At 64.3% G+C, this 4,131-nt stretch carries 3 rRNA genes; all 3 read right to left on the reverse strand.

Annotation, left to right across the window (positions count from 1 at the left end):
• Nucleotides 1-16 precede the first annotated feature (16 nt).
• Nucleotides 17-130, reverse strand: a 5S ribosomal RNA gene (gene rrf / locus B5F40_RS15555).
• A gap of 110 nt (nucleotides 131-240) precedes the next feature.
• Nucleotides 241-3,203: ribosomal RNA gene (locus B5F40_RS15560) — 23S ribosomal RNA — on the reverse strand.
• A gap of 258 nt (nucleotides 3,204-3,461) precedes the next feature.
• Nucleotides 3,462-4,131 (reverse strand): 16S ribosomal RNA (locus B5F40_RS15565); the annotation flags it as partial.

Raw genomic sequence — 4,131 nt, forward strand, 5'->3', positions numbered from 1 at the left:
AGAAAAGCGCCCTCCGCGAGCGCGACGCCCTGTCCTCCCGCGGGCTGCCCCGCAGTACTTTCGGCGATGGCGGGCTTAGCTTCCGGGTTCGGAATGGGACCGGGCGATCCCCGCCTCCATGGTCGCGCTCGCGGGGGGCGCTCCCCCGCGGCTCTCTGGCCGCCCAGGGCGCGCTCCGCGCCACCCTGGCGGTTGCACAGCGCTTCGACTGGCGGACGCCGACCGGACGCCCGTGAATGGCGCGAGAAGAGCTCGGGCTATTAGTAGCGCTCGGCTGAGGCGGTCGCCCGCCTTGCACCTGCGCCCTATCGACCTCGTGTTCTGCGAGGGCCCTTACCGAAGAGAGGACTCATCTCGGAGACGGCTTCCCACTTAGATGCTTTCAGCGGTTATCCGTGCCGGACGTAGCTAGGCAGCCGTGCCGTTGGTCGACAACTGCTGCACCAGAGGTCCGTCCACCCCGGTCCTCTCGTACTAGGGGCAGACCTCCTCAATCCTCTTGCGCCTGCGGAGGATAGGGACCGAACTGTCTCACGACGTTCTGAACCCAGCTCGCGTACCGCTTTAAACGGCGAACAGCCGTACCCTTGGGACCGACTTCGGCCCCAGGATGCGATGAGCCGACATCGAGGTGCCAAACCTTGCCGTCGATGTGGACTCTTGGGCAAGATCAGCCTGTTATCCCCGGAGTACCTTTTATCCGTTGAGCGACGGCCATTCCACTCTGGGCCGCCGGATCACTAGAACCGACTTTCGTCCCTGCTCGGCTTGTGGGCCTCGCAGTCAAGCCCGCTTGCACTCTTGCGCTCTCGGGACGGTTGCCGACCGTCCTGAGCGGACCTTTGCGCGCCTCCGTTACTCTTTGGGAGGCGACCGCCCCAGTCAAACTACCCGCCTGGCACGGTCCCCGAGCCGGATGACGGCCTCGGGTTAGGCCGCCGGCACGGCGAGGGCGGTATTCCAAGGGCGGCTCCACCCGGGCTGGCGCCCGGGCTTCGAAGCCTCCCGCCTATCCTCTACGCGCCGTACCAACGGCCAATGCCAAGCTGCAGTGAAGGTTCACGGGGTCTTTCCGTCCTTCCGCAGGTAATTCGCATCTTCACGAATAGTACAATTTCACCGGGTCCATGGTTGAGACAGCGCCCAAGTCGTTACGCCATTCGTGCAGGTCGGAACTTACCCGACAAGGAATTTCGCTACCTTAGGACCGTTATAGTTACGGCCGCCGTTTACCGGGGCTTGGCTTCAGAGCTTCGCCTTTCGGCTGACCCATCCGCGTAACCTTCCGGCACCGGGCAGGCGTCAGACCCTATACGTCGCCTTGCGGCTTGGCAGAGTCCTGTGTTTTTGATAAACAGTCGCTTGGGCCGTTTCGCTGCGGCCCCCTCCCGCTCCGGCCGCGAGGGCCCTCACGGGCGGGGGCGCTCCTTCTCCCGAAGTTACGGAGCGATTATGCCGAGTTCCTTAACCATGGTTCTCCCGATCGCCTCGGTATGCTCTACCCGCCCACCTGTGTCGGTTTTGGTACGGGCGCCGACGCCCCTCCCTAGAGGTTTTTCTCGGAGGCATGGGCTCGCCGGCTTCGCCATACGGCTTCGTCTCGCGTCTCGGGCCGAATGCAGGGCTGATTTCCATGCCCTGCGCCCTACGCGCTTTCACGGGGGCGTCCAGAACCCCGCCCGGCTACCCTTCCCCGTCGCCCCGTCGGTGGTGGCGGTGCGTCGGCGGTACGGGAATGTCGACCCGTTGCGCATCGGCTACGCCTCCCGGCCTCGCCTTAGCTCCCGACTGACCCTGGGGGGATTAGCCTTCCCCAGGAACCCTTGGGCTCACGGCGGCGGCGTTTCCCACGCCGCTCTCGTTACTCATGCCAGCATCCTCACTCCCGCGCGGTCCACCGGAGGTCGCCCTCCGGCTTCGCCCCCCGCGGGAAGCTCCCCTACCACTACGTAATAGTCCGCCGCTTCGGCGCCACGCTTAGCCCCGTGAATTGTCGGCGCATGTCCACTCGACCAGTGAGCTGTTACGCACTCTTTAAATGCATGGCTGCTTCTAAGCCAACATCCTGGTTGTCCAGGCAAACGCACATCCTTTGCCACTCAGCGTGAACTTGGGGGCCTTAGCGGGCGGTCTGGGCTGTTTCCCTCTCGAGCACACAGCTTAGCCCACATGCTCTGACTCCCGGACGGCGTCCGACGGCATTCGGAGTTTGGTTCGCGTCGGTAGGCGGTGAAGCCCCCTCGGCGATCCAGTGCTCTACCGCCGCCGGACCAAGGTCCGAGGCTAGCCCTAAAGCTATTTCGGGGAGAACGAGATATCTCCGGGTTTGATTGGCCTTTCACCCCTATCCACGGGTCATCCCCTCCGTTTTCAACCGAAGTGGGTTCGGCCCTCCACGGGGTCTTACCCCCGCTTCAGCCTGCCCATGGATAGCTCACCCGGCTTCGCGTCCGCGGCATGCGACTCACACGCCATCTTAAAGGCTCGCTTTCACTGCGGCTCGGTCTCTCCTTAACCTCGCCGCATGCCGCGACTCGCTGGCTCATTCTACAAAAGGCACGCCGTCACAGCGCAAGGCTGCTCCGACTGCTTGTGGGCGCACGGTTTCAGGCACTGTTTCACTCCCCTCTCGGGGTGCTTTTCACCTTTCCCTCACGGTACTGGTTCGCTATCGGTCACAGGAGAGTGTTCAGCCTTGGAGGGTGGTCCCCCCTGCTTCCCACCGGGTTTCACGTGCCCGGCGGTACTCGGGTGCCGCCAACGGAGGCGGCGCGGGTCCGCGTACGGGGCTCTCACCCTGTTCCGCCGGCCTTCCCAGGCCGTTCCGCTTCCGCGCCGCTTTCTGACTCCGCCCACGGTCTGAGGCCCGTGGACCGACGGTCCCGCAACCCCCATGCGGCAACGCCCTCAAGCTATGAGCTCGCATGGGTTTGGGCTGGCCCGGTTTCGCTCGCCGCTACTCCCGGGATCTCGGTTGATTTCTCTTCCTCGGGGTACTTAGATGTTTCAGTTCCCCCGGTTGCCTCCTCGCGCCCTATTGGTTCGGGCGCGGGTAGCCAGGCATGGCCCTGGCTGGGTTTCCCCATTCGGGAACCCCCGGATCGAAGGCCGTTTGCGCCTCCCCGGGGCTTATCGCAGCTTGCCGCGCCCTTCGTCGACTTCCTGTGCCAAGGCATCCGCCGTGCGCCTTTGACATCTTCTCGCACATTTTCTATGGGTATCCATATCGAGACGTCGCGATCGTTCTGATGCGGCCCCCTTCCGGGGGCTCTTCAGGTTTAACGTTCGTTTCGTCGAAAACGCTATGCAACTGTCAAGGTGCGCGGGGCGGGAGCCCCGGGAGCCGGATGCTGGGGAAGCAAGGGGCCGCCCGAGCGGCCTCGAGGCGGTGTCTGTGAAAAGCTCTTGGTTTCTCTCTTCGGGCGGGCCTTCGGCCCGCCGGCGCTCTCGCGCCTCCCTAGAAAGGAGGTGATCCAGCCGCACCTTCCGGTACGGCTACCTTGTTACGACTTCACCCCCCTCACCCTCCACACCTTCGACGCCTCCGCCCCTCGCGGGTTCGGCCGGCGGCTTCGGGTGCAGACGACTCGGGTGGTGTGACGGGCGGTGTGTACAAGGCCCGGGAACGCATTCACCGCGGCATGCTGATCCGCGATTACTAGCAACTCCGACTTCACGGAGGCGGGTTGCAGCCTCCGATCCGAACTGGGGCCGGCTTTGAGGGATTCGCTCCCACTCGCGTGGTCGCAGCCCGCTGTACCGGCCATTGTAGCACGTGTGCAGCCCAGGGCATAAGGGGCATGATGACTTGACGTCGTCCCCACCTTCCTCCGGCTTGACGCCGGCAGTCCCCCGCGAGTCCCCAACCGAATGCTGGCAACACGGGGCAGGGGTTGCGCTCGTTGCGGGACTTAACCCAACATCTCACGACACGAGCTGACGACAGCCATGCACCACCTGCGCGCCCTCCTCTCGGCCACCGCGTCTCCGCGGCTTCAGGCGCATGTCAAGCCCTGGTAAGGTTCTTCGCGTTGCTTCGAATTAAGCCACATGCTCCGCTGCTTGTGCGGGCCCCCGTCAATTCCTTTGAGTTTTAGCCTTGCGGCCGTACTCCCCAGGCGGGGCGCTTAA

This window comes from Gordonibacter sp. An230, from assembly GCF_002159915.1.
In the GTDB taxonomy this organism is placed as follows: Bacteria; Actinomycetota; Coriobacteriia; order Coriobacteriales; family Eggerthellaceae; genus Rubneribacter.